Source organism: Dermacoccus sp. UBA1591, assembly GCF_002322065.1.
Lineage (GTDB): Bacteria > Actinomycetota > Actinomycetes > Actinomycetales > Dermatophilaceae > Dermacoccus > Dermacoccus nishinomiyaensis.
In genome coordinates this window covers 6,064-23,583 of sequence record NZ_DCNR01000123.1, presented here as the reverse complement: position 1 = coordinate 23,583, position 17,520 = coordinate 6,064, and the positions used below count along the sequence as shown (strand labels likewise).

The following is a 17,520-nucleotide window of genomic DNA, read 5'->3' as shown; positions in this document are numbered from 1 at the left end:
TCCGGCAAGACGGGCGTCGGTGTCGAGGAACTGCTCGACGTCATCGTCGAGAAGCTGCCTGCCCCCGTCGGTGACGCCGACGCGCCGGCCCGCGCCATGATCTTCGACTCCGTCTACGACACCTACCGCGGCGTCGTTACCTACGTCCGCGTCGTCGACGGACGGCTCAGCCCGCGCGAGAAGATCGAGATGATGTCGACGCGCGCGACGCACGAGCTGCTCGAGATCGGCGTCAACTCGCCCGAGCCGATCCCGACGAAGGGCCTGTCCGTCGGCGAAGTCGGCTACCTCATCACCGGCGTGAAGGACGTGCGCCAGTCGAAGGTCGGTGACACGGTCACGAACGCCGCGAAGCCCGCGTCCGAGGCGATCGGCGGCTACTCCGACCCGAAGCCGATGGTGTTCTCGGGTCTGTATCCGATCGACGGTTCCGACTACCCGATCCTGCGTGACGCCCTCGACAAGCTGAAGCTCAACGACGCGGCGCTCGTCTACGAACCGGAGACGTCGGCAGCGCTCGGGTTCGGTTTCCGCGTCGGCTTCCTCGGCATGCTGCACCTGGAGATCACGCGTGAACGCCTCGAGCGAGAGTTCAACCTCGACCTCATCTCGACCCTGCCGAACGTCGTCTACCGGGTGACGACGGACGACGGCGTCGTCAGCGAGGTGACGAACCCGAGCGAGTTCCCCGAGGGCAAGATCGCCGACATCACCGAACCCGTCGTGCGTTCGACGATCCTCGTGCCGAGCGAGTACATCGGCGCCGTCATGGAGCTGTGCCAGGCCCGTCGCGGCAACCTGCTCGGCATGGACTACCTGTCCGAGGAGCGCGTCGAGATGCGCTACACGCTGCCGCTCGCGGAGATCGTGTTCGACTTCTTCGACGCCCTCAAGTCGAAGACGCGCGGATATGCCTCGCTCGACTACGAACCCGCGGGGGAGCAGAGCGCCAACCTCGTCAAGGTCGACATCCTGCTGCAGGGCGACACCGTCGACGCGTTCAGCGCCATCGTGCACCGCGACAAGGCGTACGCCTACGGCACGATGATGGCGACGAAGCTCAAGGAGCTCATCCCGCGTCAGCAGTTCGAGGTGCCGATCCAGGCGGCCATCGGCACGCGCGTCATCGCCCGTGAGAACATCCGCGCCATCCGCAAGGACGTGCTCGCCAAGTGCTACGGCGGCGACATCAGCCGCAAGCGCAAGCTGCTCGAGAAGCAGAAGGAGGGCAAGAAGCGCATGAAGATGGTCGGTTCCGTCGAGGTGCCGCAGGAGGCCTTCATCGCCGCGCTCAGCCAGGGCGAGTCGGCGGAGAAGAAGAAGTGAGCAAGCCCGGTTACGTTCCGGGTGCGACGTCCGGCCAGCCGTCGGAGGGCGCGGGGGAGCACCCGCAGGTCGGGCCGCGCCCGCTCGCACGCACGCGCTCGTTCACGCGCCGCGGCGGCCGGATGCCGGAGCGTCACCATCGTGCGCTGAGTGACAACGGTGAGCAGTACGTCCTCGACGTTCCCCGCAAGCCGGGGACGACCGAGCCCGTCGATGGTTTCCGGCTCGACATCGCCGAGGTGTTCGGACGCCGGGCGAAGCTCGTCGTCGAGATCGGTTCGGGCGCGGGGGATCAGATCGTCCATGCAGCGCTCGAGCACCCCGAGACGGATTTCATCGCTCTGGAGGTGTGGCGTCCCGGCATCGCGCAGACGATCTCGAAGGCCGTCCACGCGGGCGTGACGAACGTGCGTCTCATCGAGATCGACGCCTCCGAAGCGCTCGATCGGCTCTTCGCGCCGGGCAGCGTCGACGAGGTGTGGACGTTCTTCCCCGACCCGTGGCCGAAGACGAAGCACCACAAGCGTCGTCTCGTGCAGCTCGGCTTCGCCGACGTCGTCGCCGACGTCCTCGTGCCCGGCGGCACCTGGCGCCTCGCGACCGACTGGGCCGACTATGCCTGGCACATGCGTGACGTCGCCGAGGCGTCGCCGCGCTTCACCAACCCGTGGACCGGGCGCCTCGCGGACGCCGGGGACGCCCACGTCGATCCCGAGGGCGCGCGCGGAGGGTTCGCGCCGCGCTTCGAGGGCCGCACGACGACCCGCTTCGAGACGAAGGGTCTCAAGGTCGAGCGCATCGTGCGCGACCTCGAGGTGAAGCGAGCCAACTGAGCGGTGCCGCGCGGCCCCCACGGCGTTCGGGCTCGGTGTCCCCGGCGCGGCTGATCGGGCGCGAACGCGATACTCGCGGGTAACCTTGGGGCCATGAATCAGGTCTACGGCATGTACAAGAAGCTCACAGCGAAGAACGACAAGGCGGGGCGCGCAGCGTTCTCGGCCGCGTTCGCGCTCAAGGCGCCCTACTTCCGCACGGTCGCCCCGATGATCCAGACGATGGAGCCGCACCGCGGCGTCGTGAAGATCAAGAAGTGGTGGGGTGTGCAGAACCACATCGGCACCGTGCACGCCATCGCCATCGCCAACGGCATGGAGTGCGCCATGGGGCTGCTCGCGGAGGCGACGACGCCCGACGACATGCGCTGGATCCCCAAGGGCATCACGCTCGACTACGTCGCGAAGACGCCCGGCGACATCGAGTGCATCGCCGAGACGACGCCGGAGGACTGGGACAAGGAGCCGCCGTTCCAGGTCGACGTCAAGGTGACGGGGCGCCTCGTCGAGGACGGCACGGTCGCCGTCGAGGGCATCATCCCGATCTACGTCTCGGCCAAGAAGAAGAAGTGACGTTCACCCCGCCGCCGTGGCCAGAAGCGCCGCGGCGGCGGGGTTCGTCAACCGCCGTGGGCCGGCCCAGACGGCCCTCAGGTTGCGGGTGAGGTCGACGCCGTCGACGCCGACCTCCACGAGGGTGCCCGCACGCAGCGCGTCGTCGACAGCGAGCCGGCTGAGGACGGCGGGAGCCGTCCCGGCCGCGGCGGAAACCCGCACGGCGGCGTTGCTCGCCAGCTCGAGCGCCGGGGGAGCGACATCGAGCGGCGCGAGGGCGCGGCGCAAGGCCACCCGCGTGCCCGAGCCCGACTCGCGCGCGACGAGCGGTGTGGCCGCCAGTTCCTCGGCGCGGACACGTGAGCGCGCGGCCCACGGATGCTGCGGCGCGACGACGAGGACGAGGTCGTCATGCGCGACGACGACGGAGTTCAACCCTGGCGGAGCGCCGGGGCCCTCGATGAACCCCAGATCCACCTCACCGCCGCGTGCCGCGGCGAGCACCTCCGTCGTGTTGCCGACGGCTACCGAGATGCCGCGCGTCTCGCCAAGCGATGGGTCGTGAGGGGAAGCGCCACCGGCGCCCGCGCCACCCGCGGCGTGCTGCCACCCCGCGATCCATCCCGGTAACAGGTGTTCGGCGACCGTCTGGCTCGCCATGACGACGAGGGGCGCCTGCGTACGAGCGCGCAGTGCCGCGACTCCCGTCTCGAGGGCGCGCGCCGCCTCGAGCGTCGCGCGCGCCCATTCGACGACGAGCAGGCCGTCGGTCGTGACGCGGGCACCGGTCGTCGCGCGATGGATGAGCGACAGGCCGAGCCCGCGCTCCAGCCGGGCGATGCTGCGACTCGCGTTGGGTTGCGCCACCCCGCAGCGTCGGGCGGCCGCACTGAGCGAGCCCTCATCGGCGAGTGCCACGAGCAGTTCGAGCGTCGCGAGGTCGGGCCAGGTCGTCACCACTCCAGCCTATATGCGAAACGCATACCCCCATGCCGGATATAGGGCTACCGGGCGAGCCGACACGGCGGGAGCATGGAACCCATGAGCACAGCCACCGCCACCGACGTCATGCCTCACCGCACCACCGGCTCGTTCTTCGCGAACACGACGGTGCCCGCGGCGTCGCCGGCTTGGTACGGCAGTGTCATGGGCAGCGCCATCCTGGCGACGCTGAGCGAACTGCGCACCGACGTCATCCCGTTCGGTCACCTGCTCGCCGTGGTGTTCTGGCTCATCGCCTGTACGTTGCTCGTCGCCCTCACCGCCGCGTTCGTCGTCCGTATCGCTCGTGACCGCGACGCGTTGCGTGCGAGCATCGCGAACCCCGTCGCGATGGCGCAGTGGGGCATGGTCTCGATGGGCGTCCTCGCCGTCGGTTCGGCGACATCGGCGGTGCTCCCGACAATCTCCGCGGGCCTGAGGGACGCAGCCTGGCGGGCCGACCTCGTCCTGTGGGTCATCGGCACCGTCATCGGCCTCGCCACCGCCGTCGCCGTGCCGGCCCGTCTGCTCGTCGCCGACCCGAGCACACCGACGACCGCGTGGGGTCTGGCGGTCGTGCCGCCGATGGTCTCGGCGACCGCCGGCGCCGGCATCGTCGGTTGGCTGAGCGACCCGCAGGCGCGCGTATGGGTGCTGCTCGCGAGCGCGGCCTGCTTCTTCGTCGCGCTCGTGCTCGGGGTCATCATCTTCGCGATCGCCTACCGCCACCACTGGCTCGTCGAGCCGCTGCCGCTCGCGGCGTCGATCACCGCGTGGCTGCCGCTCGGCGTCGTCGGTCAGTCGACGGCGGCTGCGCAGGCCATCGCGAGGCAATCGGCGTCGATGCTGCAGGGCCCGATCGCGACGACGGTGACCCAGGCCGGGCACGTCTACGGCTACGTCATGCTGACGATCGGGGTGCCGCTCGTCGCGTGGGCGCTCGCCATGACGGTGCGTGGCTTCACGAAGCGCATGCCGTTCAGCCCAGGCTGGTGGGGCATGACGTTCCCCGTCGGCACGCTCGTGCTTGGCTCGTCGATGCTGGGGCTCAGCTCGCACCACGCGATCTTCACCTGGGCCGGTGCGGCGCTGTATCTCTTCCTGCTCGGCACCTGGAGCGTCTGCGCGATCAGCTCGCTGCTCGCGGTGTGTCACCAGCGCGCTCTGCGTCACGCCTGAACGCGGCGATGAGCTGGGCGCGGCAGGGATGGACGGCAACGGTGCGACGCCGAGCGGTGCGACAATGACCAGATGCCGCAGATGCCCGACGGAATCCCCGCCCCTGACGACGGTGCCCTCCCGTCCGCTGCGCTCGCGACGCTGGCGGGCGGTGCGTTCGGGCTGTACGTCCACGTGCCGTTCTGCGTGACGCGCTGCGGTTACTGCGACTTCAACACCTACACGCTCACCGAGCTCGGTGAGCCGGGCGCGAGTGTCAGCACATACGCGGACGCCGCGCTGCGCGAGCTGGATCTCGCGGCACGTGAGCTGGGCGAGGCGCCCAGCGGCGTCCCCGTCATCGAGACCGTCTTCATCGGCGGCGGCACCCCGACGATGCTGCCCGCCGACGACCTCGTCCGCATCCTCGCGAAGGCGCGCGAGCTGTTCGGTCTCGCCGAGGGGTGCGAGGTCACGACGGAGGCCAACCCCGATTCGGTCGACGAGACCTACCTGCGCACCCTCGCCGACGGTGGTTTCACGCGCGTCAGCATCGGCATGCAGTCGGCCGTCCCGCACGTGCTCGCGACGCTCGAGCGCACGCACGACCCGGCCAACGTCGAACGCGCCGTGCGCGCCGCGAAGGACGTCGGGCTGCAGGTCAGCATCGATCTCATCTACGGCGCGCCGGGTGAGAGTCTCGACGACTGGCGCACCTCGCTCGACGCGGCGATCGCGCTGGAGCCCGACCACATCAGCGCCTACGCCCTCGTCGTCGAGGAGGGCACGAAGATGGGGGCGCAGGTGCGTCGCGGCGAGCTGCCCCTGCCCGATGACGACGACGAGGCCGACAAGTACGAGCTCGCCGACGCCTTGCTCGCGGATGCCGGGTACGACTGGTACGAGGTGTCGAACTGGGCGCGCTCGCCGCAGACGCAGTGCCGCCACAACCTCGCGTACTGGCGCGACGAGCCGTGGTGGGGTGTCGGCCCCGGCGCGCACAGCCACGTCGGCGGCGTGCGCTGGTGGAACGTCAAGCATCCGCGCGCCTACGCCCAACGCGTCAACGCGGGGCTCTCGCCGGCGCTGGCACGCGAACTGCTCGACGAGCGCCAGCGCTATGAGGAACGCGTCCTACTCCAGGTGCGCCTCGCCGAGGGACTTCCTCTCGACATTCTCGACGAGGACGGGCGACGCGCCGTCGCCGGCCTCGTCGCCTCGGGGCTGATCGACGGCCCGTCAGCGGTGCGCGACAAACGAGTTCGTCTGACGCTGCGCGGTCGCCTGCTCACCGACACCGTCGTGCGGGCGCTGCTCGCGATCTGAGCCGCGCGCACCGAGACGCCCGCCTCCCGGGGCTGGCCTGCCTCAGGGGCGATCCCCGGGCCCCTGCGTGCCCGCCTGCGCCGACCCCGACGACCGAAGGGGGCGCCGATGAACGGCTCCGACTACTCGACGACGACGCTGCCGCTCCTGTTCGTCTTCATCTCCTTCGTCGTCACCTTCCTCGTGACGCGCCTCATCCGCGCCGGCAAGGGTCCGTTCAAGGACAACGTCTCCCAGGACGGCGTCCACGTTCACCCCGCCGTCTAAGGCATCTTCGCGCTGCTTGGCCGGCGCGGTCATGAACACGGCGGCCGAGAGTTCGGTCTTCCGCGTCCTGGGGGCGATCCTCATCGGCGCGGGCGCCTCGCTCATCCTGGGCGAGTTCGCGTTTTCCGGAGGCGGTGATCTTGGGCGAGAAGTCGACGCCCCCGAGCAGGTGGTTGGCGCCCCAGACGATGGTGATGGCGGCGATGCCGCCCCGTGCGCCGACGAGCCAGGAACCCAGCGCGCCCTCCTTGACGAAGCCGAGGTCGCGTGAGGTGATGTGCCAGGCCCGGCGGAAGACGAAGGCCGCGATCGCGAGCTGCAGCGCCATCGTCACGACGCCGATCGGCGTCACGAGGCCGTTCTCGCTGTCGCCGAACAGATCACCGACGGCGGCGACGAGACTGCCAGCGAACATGGCGAGCAGCAGGAGGCCGAGGGCACCGAGGACGTTCTTGAGCGCCGAACGCTTGTCGACGGCGGCGACGCCCTCGCGCTAACGGGGGGCCGGGGTCAGGGCAGGGATGATGATTCTTTTCTTAAATCGGGTAGCACGAAGCGCCGCGGCACGGGGTGCCGAGGGAACGTTGTCAGGGGTGGGGGCGAGCCCAGCGCTCACACGAGGTGCGCTGTTGGGGCGGGGCGTCGCGACGTGGGCCGCATCAGTTGAGGATGCGGATCTGGAACGGGTAGTCGTAGCTCTCGCCACGCGCCGAGCGCAGCGCTCCCTTGACGTGGCACCACGCGGCGACGAGGAAGATGACGGCCCAGAGCACGAGCGCGACGGGAATGCCGACGAGGGTTAAGACCAGAACCCAACCGACGATGTAGAGAATCGAGAACGCAACGTTGAAGTTGAACGCCCCGGCCGCTGCGCGGCGCACCGCGGCGGAGCGGTTTCTGTAGATGAACCACACGATGAGCGGGCCGAGGAAGCTCACCCATCCCGCAGACAGGATCGCGGCGGCCGGCGCCGACAGGTGCGCGACGATCGAGGCGGCGCGCTCGTCATCGCTGAGGTGACCCTGGCCGGTGACGGGCGGCTCGGCGCCGTACGGAGCGCCGGCCAGCCGTCCGGCTCCCTGGCCCTGCGTGCGCTCGTCGGGGTAGGGGTACGGCTGGGAGTTGCTCACGACGTCTCCTGGTGTCGAAGGGTGAATCTCTCGTTCACTGACCATGATTCCGTGTCTGCGTCCCGAGCGCATCCCCCGCGGGATCGATATTCGCGGGCCCCGGCGTCCATCCCGGGGATGATGTCGGCGCACGCCGCGCCATCCCGGCGTCTCACTGCTGCGCGGGGTCGGTGACGAAGTCGATGAGCTCCTCGACGCGTCCGAGCAGTTCGGGTTGCAGGTCGGCGTACGTGCGCACGGTGCCGAGGATCTGCTTCCATCCGCGCGCGACGTCCGCCTGCGTCGCGTGCGGCCAGCCGAGCTCGGCGAGGATGCCGTGCTTCCACGACTGCCCCTTGGGGATGACGGGCCACTTCGACCAGCCGAGCCGCTCGGGTCGTACGGACTGCCACACGTCGACGTAGGGGTGGCCGACGATGAGCACGTGGTCGCGTGCCTGCGGCAGGGCGCGTGCCTTCTCGACGATTCGTGCCTCCTTCGTGCCGGGCACGAGGTGGTCGACGAGGATGCCGAGGCGGCGTCCCTTCTCGGGTCGGAAGTCGCGGATGACGGCCGCGAGATCGTCGACGCCCTCGAGGTATTCGACGACGACGCCCTCGATGCGCAGGTCGTCACCCCACACCTTCTCGACGAGTTCGGCGTCGTGCCGTCCCTCGACGAAAATTCGCGAACCCAGCGCGACGCGCGCCTTCGCCCCGGGGACGGCGAGCGAACCGGACGCCGTCCGCCCGGCCTGCGTCTGCTGCTCGGCGAGGCGCGCGGCGGTGGCGGGTCGGGGCGCAACGAGTGTCACGGGTTCGCCGTCGACGAGGAAGCCGGCGCCGAGCGGAAATCCGCGGGCCTTGCCGAAGCGGTCCTCGAGGAAGACGACGTGCTGCCCGCCCGACTTCTCGACGCGCACGACGGCGCCGACGTAACCGCTCTGGGCGTCCTCGACGACGACGTCGAGCTCAGCGGGCACCTCGCGCGAACGCCCACGTCGAGGCGCGCGCCAATCGCCGGAGAGGACGTCGGAGCCGTAACGGTCGGTCATGGCGATCAGGGTAGAACCGCCCACCGACAACCGCCGTCGCGGCGCGCCGAGAACGATGGCCGCGGGCGCAGCCAGGCGCCCGTCGCGGCGTCGCCGAGGGCCGGGGAGCGCGCGCCTGCCGACCGACGGACGATGGACGACGGCGCGAGGGAACCGCCCGCGACGCTGTGGGCGAACACACCCCGCATGATTTGGCACTCGCTCGGCGTGAGTGCCAATCTTGGACGGACTGCAGATCGAAGGACGGTATCGAGGCGCGGGAGGTGAGCGCATGAGCGACGAACGGCGGCTCGAGGTGCTGCGCGCCATCGTGCAGGACTATGTCGCGACGTCCGAACCGGTGGGTTCGAAGGCGTTGCTCGAACGTCATCAGCTCGGCGTCTCCGCCGCGACGATCCGCAATGACATGGCCGCCCTCGAGGACGCCGGTCTCATCTCCGCGCCGCACACCTCGGCCGGTCGCGTGCCCACCGATGCCGGCTATCGAATCTTCGTCGACCGCCTCAGCCAGGTGCGGCCGCTGAGCGCGACACAGCGTCGCGCGATCGAGACGTTCTTGCGTCAGAGCGTCGACCTCGACGACATCGTCGAACGCACCGCCCGGCTGCTCGCCACACTGACGAACCAGGCCGCCGTCATGCAGTACCCGTCGCTGCGGCGCTCACGGGTGCGACACATCGAGCTGGTGCCGGTCGCCGAGGGGCGCCTGTCGCTCGTCGTCATCCTCGACTCAGGTCGCATCGAGCAGCGTCTCGTCTCCGTCGCCTCCGCCGACGACGAGCGCCTCGTCCAGACGCTGCGAGCGCGCGTCAACAAGGTCTCCGGCGCGCGGTTGCTCACCGAGGCCGCCGCGGCCATGACCGAGCTGGGCGCGGAGTTCGAGCCGGGGCAGCGTGCTGACGTCGACACGATCGTCGCGACGATCGCCGCGGTGTTCGCCGAGGACCGGGAGGAGCGCGTCGTGCTCGCGGGGACGGCGAACCTCGCGCGTGCCGGGCTGCGCGACGACGCGGGCCTCAGCGTCAGCCGTGTTCTCGAGGCGCTGGAGGAGCACGTCGTCCTCATGCGCCTCATCAGCACACGCGACGACGATCCGACGCACGAGGTGACCGTCCGCATCGGCGCCGAGAACGACTTCGCAGGCCTCGAGTCGACCTCGCTCGTGACGACGGCCTACGGCAGCGACGCCGTCGCGACGCTCGGCGTGCTCGGCCCGACCCGCATGGACTACCCGCAGACGATGGCGAACGTGCGCGCGGTCGCCCGCTACGTCTCCGAACTTCTCGAGCAGTGATGGCTCGGGCGCACCACGACCACATGAGTGACGAAATCTTCACCCGTCGAAAGCAAGGATGCTCGTGAACGACTACTACGCCGAACTCGGTGTCACGCGTGAGGCCTCCGTCGAGGAGATCAAGCGCGCCTACCGCAAGAAGGCCCGCAAGCTGCACCCCGACGTCAACCCCTCCCCGGAGGCGGCCGAGGAGTTCAAGCGCGTCGGGCAGGCCTACGACGTGCTCGGCGATCCGCAGAAGAAGGCGGCCTACGACCAGGGCGTCGACCCCTACGCGCCCGGCGGTAGCGCCGGGTTCAGCTTCAGCGACATCATGGACGCGTTCTTCACGGGGGGTGCCGCAGGGGGAGGCGGCGGCCCGCGCAGCCGCGTCCAGCACGGCCAGGACGCGTTGCTGCCGCTCGACATCCAACTCGCCACGGCCGTCTTCGGCGGCGAGCAGGAGCTGACGTTCGACACGGCCGTCGTCTGCTCGACCTGTCATGGCGACGGTTCGCGTCCCGGCACGGGCAAGCACACGTGTGACGTGTGCGGCGGTGCGGGGCAGACGCAGCAGGTGCAGCGCAGCTTCCTCGGCCAGGTGTTGACGTCGCGTCCGTGCACCGCGTGCCAGGGGTACGGCGACATCATCGACAGCCCGTGTTTCGAGTGCGACGGCAACGGCCGCAAGCGCGACACGCGCACCATCACGATCAAGGTGCCCGCCGGCGTCGACACCGGCACGCGCATCCAGCTGCGCGGTGAAGGCGAGGTCGGCCCCGGCGGCGGCCCCGCCGGTGACCTGTACGTCGAGGTACGCGTCGAGAAGCACCCGATGTTCCAGCGTCAGGGCGACGATCTGCACTGCTCGCTCGAGCTGCCGATGTCGGCCGCGGCGCTCGGCGCCACGGTGCCGTTCGAGACGCTCGACGGCTCGCGCGACATCGACATCAAGGCCGGCACGCAGCCCGGCGACGTCATCACCCTCAAGGGCCTCGGCGTCACGCGGCTGCGCACCGACAACCGCGGCGACCTGCTCGTGCATGCCAACGTGCGCACCCCGAGCAAGCTGACGGCCGAGCAGGCCGACCTGCTGCGTCAGTTCGCCGAGTCGCGCGGAGAGGACTCGCCGGCGCCGAAGTTCCAGCCCGTCAACCAGGGCCTGCTCGGCAAGCTGCGTCAGGCCTGGAAGGGCTGAGGCGTGACCGCGCACCTCTACTTCGTCGCACCCGGCGCTCTGTCCGACGACATGGCGACGGGTGCACCCGTCGTGCTCGCGGGTGACGAGGGACGCCACGCCGTCACCGTCAAGCGGATGGGTGTCGGTGAGCAGATCCTGCTCGCCGACGGCGAGGGCCTCGTCGCGCACGCCGTGGTCGCAGAGACCACGAAGGGCGAGCTGACGGCGCACGTGAGCGAGGTGACGCGCGAGACACCGCCGGCGGTGACGTTCACGCTCGTCCAGGCGCTCGCTAAGGGTGATCGCGACCTGCAGGCGGTGGAGGCGGCGACGGAGCTCGGCGTCGACGCCGTCGTGCCGTGGCAGGCGGAGCGTTCCATCGTGCAGTGGAGGGGTGAGCGCGCCGAGAAGGCCCGCCGTAAATGGGTGGCGCAGGCCGAGGCGGCCACGAAACAATCACGACGGGCGACGCCCCCGCGCATCAGTGACCTCGTGACGAAGAACGCTGCGGCGCAGGCGATCTCGGCCACCGTCGCGGAGGGCGGCCTCGCGCTCGTCCTGCACGAGGACGCCGAGGCGAGTCTCGCGCAGGTCGAGCTGCCGTCGGCCGGTGACGTGATGCTCGTCGTCGGCCCCGAGGGCGGCATCACGCCCGCCGAGCTCGACGCGTTCGTCGCGGCCGGTGCCACGCCGGTGCGGATGGGCGCCACCGTGCTGCGTTCGTCGTCGGCCGGCCCGGCGGCGCTCGCCGCCCTGCTCGCGCGCTCGCGCTGGGTCTGAGCGCCCGAGCGACCACTAGACTGGAGACACGATGACTGACGCTTCCGCGCCCTCCGAGCGCACCCCTCACGACCCTGACGGCCAGGCTGCCTCGCAGCAGACGCGCATCGTCATCCCGCCCGACGTCGCGATGGTGCAGTTGCTCGGGCCGCAGGATCAGCTGATGCGCACGATCGAGCGCGCCTTCCCGCGCCTGTTCGTCTTTGCGCGCGGCAATGAGCTGACGATCGACGGCCCGCGCGAGGACGCGGCGATCGTCGAGACCCTCGTCGGTGAGCTGCTCACGATGATCGATGCGGGCCACCAGATCAACCGTGACGCCGTCGAGCGCTCTATCGGCATGCTGCGCGGCAAGAACGCGCAGCGCCCCGCCGACGTGCTGACGACGAACATCATCTCCAGCCGCGGGCGCACGATCCGCCCGAAGACACTGGGGCAGAAGGAGTACGTCGACGCGATCGACCGCAACACGATCGTCTTCGGCATCGGCCCGGCCGGTACGGGCAAGACGTATCTGGCGATGGCGAAGGCCGTCGCGGCGCTGCAGGCCAAACAGGTCAACCGCATCATCCTGACGCGCCCTGCCGTCGAGGCCGGTGAGCGCCTCGGCTTCCTGCCCGGCACGCTCAACGACAAGATCGACCCGTATCTGCGTCCGCTCTACGACGCGCTGCACGACATGATCGACCCCGACTCGATCCCGAAGCTCATGGCCGCAGGCACGATCGAGGTCGCGCCGCTCGCGTACATGCGCGGGCGCACGCTCAACGACTCGTTCATCATCCTCGACGAGGCGCAGAACACGAGCAGCGAGCAGATGCGCATGTTCCTCACGCGCCTCGGCTTCGGTTCGAAGATCGTCGTGACGGGTGACGTCACGCAGGTTGACCTGCCGGGTGGCACGACGTCGGGCCTGCGGGTCATCGAGGACGTGCTCACCGGAATCGACGACGTCCACTTCGCCCACCTCGACTCGAGCGACGTCGTACGTCACCGCCTCGTCTCCGACATCGTCGACGCCTACGGCCGCTACGACGCGGCAGCCGAACGTCGCCGCGCCGAGGCGAAGAAGCGCCGCGAGGCGCGCGCCGGCGGCGAGGGGCAGCCGGCATGACGATCGACATCGCCAACGAGACCGACGTCGACGTCGAGCTCGACGAGATCCACGACTGCGCGCGCTACGCGATGGACGCGATGTTCGTCCACCCCAACGTCGAGCTGAGCATCCGCATCATCGACGAGGCAGCGATGGAGACGCTGCACGTGCAGTGGATGGATCTGCCGGGCCCGACGGACGTCATGAGCTTCCCGATGGACGAGCTGACGCCCGGCAGCGAGCGCGAGCCGTCCCAGGAGGGCATGCTCGGCGACATCGTCCTGTGCCCGAGCGTCGCCGCCGCGCAGGCGGCCGCAGCCGGGCACGACACGATGGAGGAGCTGCTGCTGCTCACCGTCCACGGCGTGCTGCACCTGCTCGGCTACGACCACGCCGAACCGGACGAACGCGTCGAGATGTTCGAACTGCAGCGCACGATCCTGCTCACCTACCTCGCGAGCCGCGGGCGCAGCACGGAGGCGGGCACCATCCGCATCGCGCCGCCGTCCGGGCGCGAGTGACCCCGCAGACCTTGGGAGTGAACCGCACGTGACCATCGTGCTGATCGCCGCGCTCGTCAGCGTGGTCATGGGCTTCGTCTTCGCCCTCGTCGAATCGGCGCTCGGGCGCGTGACGCGCCACCGCGTCGTCGCGCTCGCCGAGGAGGGCCACGCCGGCGCCTCGGCGCTCGGACGCATCGTCGACAACCACGCGACGGCGCTCATGGTGCTGACGTTCCTGCGCGTCGGCGCCGAGATGACGGCCGCCGTCCTCGTCACCGTCGCCGCGACACGCGCGTTCGACGGCGCGTTCTGGCCGAGCCTCGCGACGGCCGTCGCCGTCATGGCGATCGCCTCGTTCGTGCTCGTCGGCGTCTCGCCGCGCACGCTGGGCCACCAGCACGCCGACAAGGTGGCGCTCGCGACGGCGCGGCCCGTCCTCGTCGCGCTCACGGTGCTCTCACCGCTCGCGCGGCTGCTCGTGACGCTGGGCAACGCGGTCACCCCGGGTGAGGGCTACAAGGACGGCCCATTCGACTCCGAGGCGGAGTTGCGCGAGTTCGTCGACCTCGCCGAGGATTCCGACCTCATCGAGGCCGACGAGCGGCGCATGATCCACAGCGTGTTCGAGCTCGGCGACACGATCGTGCGCGAGGTCATGGTGCCGCGCACCGACATGATCACGATCGACGGCTACAAGAGCCTGCACCAGGCGATGAACCTGTTCGTGCGCTCCGGCTACTCGCGCGTGCCCGTCATCGGCGAGAACTCCGACGACCTCGTCGGCCTGCTGTACTTCAAAGACGTCGTGCGGCGCACGCTCACCGGCGACGCGGACGCCATCGCCATCTCCGAGGTGATGCGCGATCTCGCGTTCGTGCCCGAGTCGAAGCCCGTCGACGCGTTGCTCAAGGAGATGCAGCGCGACCGCGTCCACTTCGCCGTCGTCATCGACGAGTACGGCGGCACCGCCGGCATCGTGACGATGGAGGACATCGTCGAGGAGATCGTCGGCGAGATCGACGACGAGTACGACCGCGTGACGCCCGGCGTCGAGGAACTGGGGGACGGCCGCACGCGCGTTCCGGCTCGCATGTCGATCGACGACCTGAGCGAGATGTACGGCGTCAGCATCGACGAGGACGACATCGACACCGTCGGTGGTCTGCTCGCCAAGCTCGTCGGGCGCGTGCCGCTCGTCGGCGCGAGCGGCGAGATCGACGGGCTGCGCCTCACGGCTGAGAAGATGGCAGGACGACGCCACCAGCTCGCGACGTTGATCGTCGAGCGTGTGGAACCCGAAGATCCCACCGACCCGGACGGGCGTGGGGACGAGCGCAGCGCCGAGACGCGCGGCGAGGAGACGGATCGATGACCGAGCACGACACGACCCACGACGGCGAGATCTACCGCGCCGGTTTCGCCTGCCTCGTCGGGCGGCCCAACGCGGGCAAGTCGACGCTGACGAACGCGCTCGTCGGCGACAAAGTGGCGATCACCTCGAGCAAGCCGCAGACGACGCGTCACACGATCCGTGGGATCGTGACGCGCCCCGACGGCCAGATCGTCCTCGTCGACACCCCCGGCCTGCACAAGCCGCGCACGCTGCTCGGTGAGCGCCTCAACGACGTCGTGCGCGAGACGCTGCTCGACGTCGACGTCATCGGGTTCTGCCTGCCCGCCGACCAGAAGATCGGCCCGGGCGATCAGTTCATCGCGAAGGACCTCGCCGAGCTGCAGCGCGTGCGCAAGCGCCCCGTCGTCGCGCTCGTGACGAAGACCGACACCGTCGATCGGGAGCGACTCGCCGAGCACCTCATCGAGGTCGACCGTCTCGGGGAGTGGGCCGCGATCGTTCCGTGTTCGGCGGTTTCGGGTAAGCAGGTCGATGATGTGGCGAACGTGCTGCTGGGTTACCTGCCCGAGTCGCCTCAGCTGTACCCCGACGACGTGCTGACCGACGAGTCGGACACCGTCATGATCGCCGAGCTCATCCGCGAGGCCGCGCTCGAGGGCGTGCGTGACGAGTTGCCGCACTCGTTGGCCGTCGTCGTCGAGGAGATGGTGCCGCGTGAGGATCGCCCGGCCGACAAGCCCCTCATGGACGTGCGCGTCAACATCTTCGTCGAGCGTCCCAGCCAGAAGGCCATCATCATCGGCCGCGGCGGTTCGCGGCTGCGCGAGGTCGGCACCACGGCGCGCGAGGGCATCGAGAAGCTGCTCGGGCAGCGGGTCTACCTCGACCTGCACGTCAAGGTGGCGAAGGACTGGCAGCGCGACCCGAAGCAGCTGGGCAAGCTGGGATTCAACTTCTGAGGTTTTCGTATGAGTGAGCACATGAAGGACCACGAGGCGTGGGCCGAGTTCGGAGACGTGCTGCGGTTGCCGATCAACCCCGAGACCGACTATGTCGGCGGGATTCCCTGGGAGGGAGCCGGGTTCAAGCCTGAGTTGCCGCTCGTCGACATCGGCCCCGGCTCGGGCCTGACGACGGTCGCGCTCGCCGAGCAGTTCCCCGACGCCGAGATCATCGCCGTCGAACCCGACCCGTGGATGCGCTCGATGCTCATGATGCGCATCGCCGAGCGCGACTCGCTGCGTGCACGCACCACCGTCGTGCCGAACTCGATCCTCGACGCGTGGATGCCCGAGCAGATCGGTGGCGCGCTGCTGTTCAACGTCATCTACTTCCTCGGCGGACGCGCGCGCCTCGCGTTCTGGGATCGCATGGCGCAGGTGCTGCCCGAGGGCGCACCGGTCCTCATGAGCCGCGCGTACGGCGTCGTCGACACGGGTGAGGAGCTCGTGCGCACGGCGAGTTCGACGATGGGGCGCAACACCTACGAGCGGTGGCGTCAGACGGTTCCGGTCAAGGACGGGCGCGTCGAGATCACCAACACGTACAAGACGATCCGCGGCGGCGAGGTCGTGCGTGAGGTGACGACGAAGATCGCGCCGTTCTCGCTCGACGAGGAACTCGTCGTCTCCGAGATCCCGATCGGCAAGTTCGCCATCGAGGAACTGAGCGAGAAGTACCTCGTCATCCGCCGCGCGCCCGACATCCGACGCTGAGCGCTCGTCGCAGACCGCTTGCCTGAGGTCTGAAAGTCCGCAATTCGTGATTGCAGTCCTCACGAGATGAGTTGAGGTCCGAAACCCTGCAGTGCAGAGTGTCGGACCTCAACTCGTCTGGGCCGGGTTCGCACAGCGTGGGAGGTCACACGACGCGCAGGGCCTCGACGGGCGTCACCGTCGTGGCGCGACGCGCGGGCGGCAGGGCCGCGACGAGGACCAGCGCGAGAGCTGCGACGACGATGACGGCGAGCACCTCGAACGGTAGACCCCAGACGAAGCCGTCGTTGCCGGCCCCGATGAGCGACTGCGCGCCGAGCGAACCGAGCAGCACGCCGAGGGCGATGCCGACGAGCACGGCCGTCAACCCGAGCGCGAGCGACTCGCGCGTCACCATGCCGCGGATCTGACGCGCCGTGAAGCCCATGGCGCGCAGCATGCCGATCTCGCGGCGGCGCTGGATGACGACGAGCGACATCGTGCTGACGAAGCCGACGCCCGCGATGATCGAGGCGATGACGACGAGCGACATCATGAGGATCGAGACCATGTGCATGACGTCGAGCGCTTGTGCCCTCTCAGCGGCGCTCAGATCCCACGTCGTGATCGACTCCGACAGCGCGGCGCTGCCGGAGGCGAACGTCGTGACGAGGCCGACGCCGATGACGAGGCCGAGCGTGGCGCGCGTCGTGCGCATCGGGTCAGCGACGGCGTTGCGGCGTGCGATGCGCGCGTCGGGGCCGGCTCCGAGCAGGCGTCCGAAGATGGCGACCAGGCGCGGCAGGACGAAGGGCGCGCCCGTGATGAGGCCGAGACGGCGCACGCGCGCGTCGCGGTGCACGCCGAGCTCGGCGCAGATCGGGGCGTAGAGAAAGTCACCGAAGATGATGAAGGCGTGCGGGTCGACGAGCTGCATGGCGCCGCCTGCTGCCGCCAGGACGAACATCAGGCGCAGGGTGTGACGGCGGACGAGGAACGCAATGAAGATCGCGACGCTCGCCGCCACGCCC

Annotated in this window: 19 protein-coding genes; 14 read left to right on the top strand and 5 right to left on the bottom strand. The window is 69.6% G+C overall.

The window, feature by feature from the left end:
- The 3 genes from lepA to B2284_RS14105 all read left to right on the top strand — a co-directional run.
- Positions 1–1,326 (top strand): translation elongation factor 4 (gene lepA / locus B2284_RS14115; RefSeq protein ID WP_286697670.1); only part of this gene is annotated, 1,326 nt, incomplete at its 5' end.
- Entirely contained in the window at positions 1,323–2,159 is an 837-nt protein-coding gene (trmB, locus tag B2284_RS14110; RefSeq protein ID WP_074045584.1) for a tRNA (guanosine(46)-N7)-methyltransferase TrmB, read from the top strand. The genes lepA and trmB, both read left to right, overlap by 4 nt.
- Positions 2,160–2,252: 93 nt before the next feature.
- Positions 2,253–2,732, top strand: a complete 480-nt coding sequence (locus tag B2284_RS14105; RefSeq protein ID WP_074045585.1) for a hotdog fold domain-containing protein — start codon at positions 2,253–2,255, stop codon at positions 2,730–2,732.
- 3 nt (positions 2,733–2,735) lie between these two features.
- Here B2284_RS14105 and B2284_RS14100 read toward each other — a convergent pair whose 3' ends face one another.
- On the bottom strand, positions 2,736–3,671 hold the full coding sequence (locus B2284_RS14100; protein WP_074045586.1) for a LysR family transcriptional regulator: 936 nt from the start codon (positions 3,669–3,671) through the stop codon (positions 2,736–2,738).
- 84 nt (positions 3,672–3,755) lie between these two features.
- On the opposite strand from B2284_RS14100, the gene B2284_RS14095 reads away from it, so the two are divergent.
- The 3 genes from B2284_RS14095 to B2284_RS14085 all read left to right on the top strand — a co-directional run bounded on the left by B2284_RS14095 (position 3,756) and on the right by B2284_RS14085 (position 6,446).
- Complete coding sequence (locus B2284_RS14095; RefSeq protein ID WP_083607200.1) at positions 3,756–4,874, top strand: TDT family transporter; 1,119 nt, start codon at positions 3,756–3,758, stop codon at positions 4,872–4,874.
- A 72-nt stretch (positions 4,875–4,946) separates the two neighbouring features.
- The gene (hemW, locus tag B2284_RS14090) at positions 4,947–6,179 is read left to right on the top strand and encodes a radical SAM family heme chaperone HemW (protein WP_131941184.1); all 1,233 of its coding nucleotides are present in this window, start codon (positions 4,947–4,949) and stop codon (positions 6,177–6,179) included.
- A gap of 108 nt (positions 6,180–6,287) precedes the next feature.
- Positions 6,288–6,446, top strand: coding sequence for a hypothetical protein (locus B2284_RS14085; protein WP_160126212.1), 159 nt, complete (start codon positions 6,288–6,290; stop codon positions 6,444–6,446).
- Here the strand turns inward: B2284_RS14085 and B2284_RS14080 are convergent.
- The 3 genes from B2284_RS14080 to B2284_RS14070 form a co-directional block, all read right to left on the bottom strand.
- A complete protein-coding gene (locus B2284_RS14080; protein ID WP_131941182.1) occupies positions 6,397–6,861 on the bottom strand; it encodes a hypothetical protein in 465 nt (154 codons plus the stop codon). The two genes, B2284_RS14085 and B2284_RS14080, sit on opposite strands and share 50 nt — an antisense overlap.
- A 244-nt stretch (positions 6,862–7,105) precedes the next feature.
- The gene (locus B2284_RS14075) at positions 7,106–7,576 is read right to left on the bottom strand and encodes a DUF4870 domain-containing protein (RefSeq protein ID WP_006944228.1); all 471 of its coding nucleotides are present in this window, start codon (positions 7,574–7,576) and stop codon (positions 7,106–7,108) included.
- 151 nt (positions 7,577–7,727) lie between these two features.
- The gene (locus B2284_RS14070; RefSeq protein ID WP_040014389.1) at positions 7,728–8,609 is read right to left on the bottom strand and encodes a DUF3097 domain-containing protein; all 882 of its coding nucleotides are present in this window, start codon (positions 8,607–8,609) and stop codon (positions 7,728–7,730) included.
- A gap of 271 nt (positions 8,610–8,880) precedes the next feature.
- Between B2284_RS14070 and hrcA the strand changes: the two genes are divergently transcribed.
- The 8 genes from hrcA to B2284_RS14030 all read left to right on the top strand — a co-directional run bounded on the left by hrcA (position 8,881) and on the right by B2284_RS14030 (position 16,510).
- Positions 8,881–9,903, top strand: coding sequence for a heat-inducible transcriptional repressor HrcA (gene hrcA, locus B2284_RS14065; protein ID WP_074039885.1), 1,023 nt, complete (start codon positions 8,881–8,883; stop codon positions 9,901–9,903).
- A gap of 64 nt (positions 9,904–9,967) precedes the next feature.
- Positions 9,968–11,080, top strand: a complete 1,113-nt coding sequence (gene dnaJ, locus B2284_RS14060) for a molecular chaperone DnaJ (RefSeq protein WP_040014408.1) — start codon at positions 9,968–9,970, stop codon at positions 11,078–11,080.
- 3 nt (positions 11,081–11,083) lie between these two features.
- Positions 11,084–11,842, top strand: coding sequence for a 16S rRNA (uracil(1498)-N(3))-methyltransferase (locus B2284_RS14055; RefSeq protein ID WP_136788031.1), 759 nt, complete (start codon positions 11,084–11,086; stop codon positions 11,840–11,842).
- A 31-nt stretch (positions 11,843–11,873) separates the two neighbouring features.
- Positions 11,874–12,956: a PhoH family protein gene (locus tag B2284_RS14050; RefSeq protein WP_074039888.1), complete on the top strand. Its 1,083-nt coding sequence runs from the start codon at positions 11,874–11,876 to the stop codon at positions 12,954–12,956.
- The gene (gene ybeY / locus B2284_RS14045; RefSeq protein WP_006944324.1) at positions 12,953–13,459 is read left to right on the top strand and encodes an rRNA maturation RNase YbeY; all 507 of its coding nucleotides are present in this window, start codon (positions 12,953–12,955) and stop codon (positions 13,457–13,459) included. Before B2284_RS14050 ends, ybeY begins: the two co-directional genes overlap by 4 nt.
- A 28-nt stretch (positions 13,460–13,487) precedes the next feature.
- Positions 13,488–14,813, top strand: a complete 1,326-nt coding sequence (locus tag B2284_RS14040) for a hemolysin family protein (protein ID WP_062257790.1) — start codon at positions 13,488–13,490, stop codon at positions 14,811–14,813.
- Positions 14,810–15,754, top strand: a complete 945-nt coding sequence (era, locus tag B2284_RS14035; protein ID WP_006944283.1) for a GTPase Era — start codon at positions 14,810–14,812, stop codon at positions 15,752–15,754. Before B2284_RS14040 ends, era begins: the two co-directional genes overlap by 4 nt.
- Before the next feature lie 9 nt (positions 15,755–15,763).
- Entirely contained in the window at positions 15,764–16,510 is a 747-nt protein-coding gene (locus B2284_RS14030) for a class I SAM-dependent methyltransferase (protein WP_240742459.1), read from the top strand.
- A gap of 145 nt (positions 16,511–16,655) precedes the next feature.
- Here B2284_RS14030 and B2284_RS14025 read toward each other — a convergent pair.
- On the bottom strand, positions 16,656–17,520 hold an 865-nt coding region (locus tag B2284_RS14025), incomplete at its 5' end, for an ABC transporter permease (protein ID WP_286697669.1).